The sequence below is a fragment of the Komagataeibacter melomenusus genome, from assembly GCF_013155395.1.
Taxonomy (GTDB): domain Bacteria; phylum Pseudomonadota; class Alphaproteobacteria; order Acetobacterales; family Acetobacteraceae; genus Komagataeibacter; species Komagataeibacter melomenusus.
The window spans coordinates 1-4,977 of the sequence record NZ_JABJWC010000087.1; the positions used below are offsets into that span (position 1 = coordinate 1).

Here is a 4,977-nt window from a genome sequence, read left to right on the forward strand (position 1 = left end):
CCGCCATAACGCCCCCCCCCCCGGTGCGCCACCCGGCGGACCAGATGAGCGAGCAGGACGGCGACTGATACGAAAAAACCCGCCCGGATTTTGGTCCGGGCGGGTTTTTTCGAGACATTGTTCGGCACGGCCCAAGGAAGAGCAGTTGCCGGGTGGCACCTTCGTGAAAAACAGCGTCACCAGAACCCTTCATGATCGCAGGGCACGACGCGCCCCTCAGCCATCAAGTTGCAGGGCAGTGCGGGTGCGCTCGCGCACCTGTGCGCACAAAGCCGCATCCTGCCCCAGCTTCCTGCCGTAGGAAGGCACCATCTCGCGCAGCCGGGCCTCCCATTGCGGCAGGCGGTCGGCAAAGCAGCGCTGCAGTACCGTGAGCATGATGGGTGCTGCGGTGGAGGCCCCAGGCGAGGCCCCGAGCAGCCCCGCGATGGAACCGCCGCCGCCGGTCACCACCTCCGTGCCGAACTGCAATACGCCGCCTTTTTTCGCGTCCTTCTTGATCACCTGCACGCGCTGGCCTGCGGTAATCAGTTCCCAGTCCTCCTTGCGTGCGGTGGGCACGAAGTCGCGCAGCGCCTTGAGCCGGTCCTCGTTGGACTGCATGACCTGCTGGATCAGGTATCTGGTCAGCGGCATGTTGTCGCGCGCGACCGCCATCATCGCCCCGATATTGTCCATGCGGATGGAACGCGGCAGGTCCAGCCACGACCCCTGCTTGAGGAACTTGGTCGAGAACCCGGCATAGGGGCCGAACAGCAGGCCCTGCTTGCCATCGATCACGCGGGTATCGAGATGCGGCACCGACATGGGCGGCGCGCCGACCGAGGCCTTGCCATAGACCTTGGCATGGTGCTGGCTCACCACATCGGGGTTGGTGCAGCGCAGGAACTGCCCGCTGACGGGAAAGCCGCCAATGCCACGGGCTTCGGGGATGCCGCTTTTCTGGAGCAGGTGCAGCGCACCGCCGCCTGCGCCGACAAACACGAATTTGGCGCGCACCTTGCGCTCGCCCCCGCCATGCACGGTACGGACCGCGACATCCCACTGCCCGTCGCCCGTGGGGGTCAGGTTCTCCACCTCATGGGCGAGGTTGAGGTCAAAACCGGGCTTGCTGGCCAGCAGGTCGATCAGGCGGTGGGTCAGCGCGCCGAAATTCACGTCCGTGCCCGCCGGGTGCCATGTGGCGGCCAGCGGCTGGCCGGGCGCGCGGTCCTGCATGACCAGCGGCATCCACTGGCGCATCTGGCCTTCATCGGTGGTGAATGACATGCCCTCAAACAGCGGGTGCTGCTGCAGGGCCGCGTAACGGCGACGCAGGAAATCAACATTCTCCGCCCCCCACACAAAGCTCATATGCGGGATGGGGTTGAGGAAATCACGCGGGGAGGCAATCTGCCCGGTCTCGACAAGATAGGACCAGAACTGGCGCGAAACCTGAAAGGCCTCGTTCACGTTCACGGCCTTGGAGATGTCCACCGTGCCATCGGGGCGCAGGGGGGTGTAGTTCAGTTCGCACAGGGCGGAATGGCCGGTGCCTGCGTTGTTCCAGCCATTCGAGCTTTCCAGCGCCACGTCATCAAGCCGCCCGAACAGGGCGATGGACAGGCCGGGCTCAAGCTGGCGCAGCAGGGCGCCGAGCGTTGCACTCATGATTCCGCCACCAATCAGGACCACATCGTAAGTGGAGGCGGATGAGGGATTCGAGGTCATGGCATTCTCCGGATCGGCATCGGAAACCCGCTGCGTGACTGTTCATCGGCTGGACCGGGCAGCCCGCCCGGCGGCGCGGGACACCCGGCCTGATTACATTCATGTTGGCGCCGGTGGCACCCGGCGCGCCGGCCCCATGCACGATGGGCAACCGGACTGTCAGCCCTTTCCTTGCCACCATGTGCGCCGGGGCGCTGCATCATCTCTACGCGAGGACGCCATATTCCCGCCCTGATGGCCCCCGCCCCAATCGCCCGCGCGCGGGCAAAAACCGGCCCGCACGCAGGCGCTGGCCTTCCCTACACGCATCGCGGCGCGGCGTCATCCGCACTGGTCCATGCTGGCGGGCGGAGTCCCGCCATAGCCGTGGCGGATCATCACCGCCGCCACCATGCATGACAGCACGCGCACGGCCACCGGGTCGGCCCGGCTGGTCAGGATGACCGGCACGCGCATGCCCATGACAATACCCGCCGCCCGTGCCTGCCCGATGAAGGTCATCTGCTTGGCCAGGATATTGCCGGCCTCGAGGTCGGGCACCACCAGAATATCCGCCTGCCCCGCCACGGGCGAGACCACGCCCTTGCAGCGTGCGGCCTCGGGGCTGATGGCATTGTCCAGCGCCAGCGGGCCATCCACCACCGCCCCCGTAATCTGCCCGCGATCGGCCATCTTGCACAAAACCGCCGCATCAAGCGTGGAAGGAAGGGCCGGATTGACCATCTCCACCGCCGAGAGCAGCGCCACCTTTGGCTGCGCCATGCCCAGCATGTGGGCCAGGTCGATGCTGTTCTGCACGATGTCGCGGCGGGATTCGAGGTCGGGCGCGATATTGACCGCGCCATCGCTCACCAGCAGCACGCGCGGGGCCTGCGGGGCATCGAGCACATAGACATGGCTCATGCGCCGCGCCGTGCGCAGCCCGCCCTCATGGTGGCCGAGTTCATGCAGGAAAATGCGCGAATGCAGCGAACCCTTCATCAACGCCGCCACCTCCGCATCACGCGCCATGCGCACGCCATGATGGGCCGCCTCTTCCGCCGTGGGCAGGTCGATGAAGGCGCAGCCCGCAAGCGACACGCCCGCCGTGGCCGCCAGTTGCCGGATCCGCGCCTCGGGGCCGATGAGCACCGGCTGGGCCAGGGCGTTGCGCGCCACCTCGGCGGCGGCTTCAATGGCGGGCAGGCTGCACGGATAGACCACCCCCAGCCGCATGGGGGCATGGCCGGACAGGGTCAGGGCCAGATCATCAAAAAAACGCAGGCTACGCATCATGGCTTCTTTCGGGCCTTCTTTCGGGTTGCGGGCAGGGCCTGCTCCCCTTGATGCCACAGCCCCCCGTATCCGCCCGCCATCATCTTTATGCGAGGGCGCAACCCGCACCCGCCGCGCATGACACAGATGTGACCGCCCGCCGCCCCGGTTTGCGGGCACGCCCCGACACGCGCCACCGTTCAGGCCCAAGGAGCCATCATCCGGGCGCCATCACCCGGGCCCATCACCTGCCCGCCAGCGCGCCCCATGCCCCCGTGACAGGCCCCCGTGACAGGCCCCATGCCCCTCATGCATGCTGGGGCGCAATACCGGCACGGGCCTGAACCGCGCCCGCCATCAATCAAGGAGACCATTCATGTCCACCGCTTCCCTGATCGGTTTTATCGGCTTTGGCGCCATGGCGTCGCGCATGGGGGCCAATCTGGCCAGGGCGGGCTACCGGCTCGTGGCCTATACCCCCTCGGGCAAGGGGGGCGATGGCAGCACGCGCTTCGTGCCCACGCCGCGCGCGCTGGCGCAGGAGGCGGATATCGTGATCGTGTGCGTGCCTGATGACGAAGCACTCGAAGCCTCACTGCAGGGCGCGGAGGGCGCGCTGGCTGGCATGAAGCCCGGCGGGCTACTCATCAATACCAGCACCGTCGCCCCCGAGACCTCCGTTGCCCTGGCCGAACAGGGCAAGACGCTGGGGCTGACCGTGATCGACGCGCCCGTGGCGGGCAGCACGCCGGAGGCGGAATCGGGCAATCTGGTGGTACTCGCCGGTGGTACGGCCGCAGAAATCAGCCGCGCCCAGCCGGTGTTTGACGCCATTGGCCGCCTGACCATCCATGCAGGCCCCGCTGGCAGCGGCTCCAAGCTCAAGCTCGTCATCAACGGCATCATGGGCTCCACGCTGGCCGTGGTGGCCGAAGGCGTGACCTATGGGCTGGCATCGGGGCTGGAGCGCGACATGCTGTATGACGCGCTCGACGCGGTGCCGGTCATCTCGCCGCACCACAAGCGCAAGCTCAAGGCCGCGAAGGCGGGTGATTTCAGCCCGCAATTCCCCACCCGCCTCATGCAGAAGGACATGCGCCTGCTGCTGACCGATGCAGCCCGGCAGATGGCGCCGCTCCCCGCCATGGCCGCCGCCACGCAGGGCCTGTCGCTCACCCGCAGGCGCTACCCCAACGCGGATTATTCCGCCCTGTTTGCCGTGATGGAAGCCACGGTGGCCAACACGCCCTGACGCAGGCGCGCCCGTATCAGAAATTTTGGGTGTCGCCTTTTTTCCAATTTGAAAAAAGCTTCACCAAAAACTTTTGTCTTCATCAAGAGAGCGGGTTTTCAGATCCGCCCGCGCATCATCGCGGCCATGACCGCCAGCCTGTCGCCCACGCCCCGCGGCGGCGGGCTGGCAGGCAGGGCGCGGGCTTTCATGTCGCGCAGGCCAAGTATCGCGGGCAGGCCTGCGGCCAGGGCCGGACGCGGCAGGCGGCCGCCCTCACGCGCCTGCGCCAGCCAGGCCTGCCCCTGCTGGCGCAGTTCCCCCCGCAGGGCCGCGACCTGGCCGGGGCTGGCCTGGCCGGTGCGCAGCCCGTCGCGCGACAGGTTGGCCTCGGCCAGCATGTCATCAGGCAGCGGGCAGCGGCCCGCGGCCAGCACGGCAGGCAGGTAGCGCACCAGTGCCCCCACACCGTACACCCCGCCATACAGGCGCACCCGCTCCAGCGTCGGGCCATCCCCGATGCCTGCCGCCATGGCCATGGCCACCTGCATGCCCCCGGCACCCGCCAGCATGGCCGCCTGCCAGCGTGTGCGGTCAGGCAGGCCATCGAGTTCATCCTCGCGCGCCGTGATGATGGCCTCGATCGTATCGCGCCGCACCTGCCCCTGCGCCAGCAGGGCCAGCAGGGCGCGGGCAGTCTCGTGGCGCTGGGCGTTGCCGCTTTCCACCACGTCGCGCCACCATTGCAGGCGGATCAGCCCCGCCATCGGCCCCGCCACCGC

Annotated in this window: 4 protein-coding genes; 1 reads left to right on the top strand and 3 read right to left on the bottom strand. The window is 67.9% G+C overall.

Annotated elements, in window-relative coordinates; all coding sequences use genetic code 11:
• Window positions 1-216: 216 nt before the first annotated feature.
• Window positions 217-1,710 (bottom strand): malate:quinone oxidoreductase, encoded by a 1,494-nt coding sequence (locus HNW77_RS16905; protein WP_172159250.1) that lies wholly within the window; start codon window positions 1,708-1,710, stop codon window positions 217-219.
• Between the two features lie 321 nt (window positions 1,711-2,031).
• On the bottom strand, window positions 2,032-2,985 hold the full coding sequence (locus HNW77_RS16910; protein WP_172159251.1) for a bifunctional enoyl-CoA hydratase/phosphate acetyltransferase: 954 nt from the start codon (window positions 2,983-2,985) through the stop codon (window positions 2,032-2,034).
• A 355-nt stretch (window positions 2,986-3,340) separates the two neighbouring features.
• On the opposite strand from HNW77_RS16910, the gene HNW77_RS16915 reads away from it, so the two are divergent.
• Window positions 3,341-4,216: an NAD(P)-dependent oxidoreductase gene (locus HNW77_RS16915; RefSeq protein ID WP_172159252.1), complete on the top strand. Its 876-nt coding sequence runs from the start codon at window positions 3,341-3,343 to the stop codon at window positions 4,214-4,216.
• A gap of 98 nt (window positions 4,217-4,314) precedes the next feature.
• Here the strand turns inward: HNW77_RS16915 and HNW77_RS16920 are convergent.
• The coding region (locus tag HNW77_RS16920) for a squalene/phytoene synthase family protein (RefSeq protein ID WP_172159253.1) at window positions 4,315-4,977 on the bottom strand (663 nt) is incomplete at its 5' end.

Bases quoted from the DNA above. Each gene is read 5' to 3' on its own strand.
- HNW77_RS16905 (WP_172159250.1), bottom strand. From the start codon at position 1,710: ATGACCTCGAATCCCTCATCCGCCTCCACTTACGATGTGGTCCTGATT.
- HNW77_RS16910 (WP_172159251.1), bottom strand. From the start codon at position 2,985: ATGATGCGTAGCCTGCGTTTTTTTGATGATCTGGCCCTGACCCTGTCC.
- HNW77_RS16915 (WP_172159252.1), top strand. From the start codon at position 3,341: ATGTCCACCGCTTCCCTGATCGGTTTTATCGGCTTTGGCGCCATGGCG.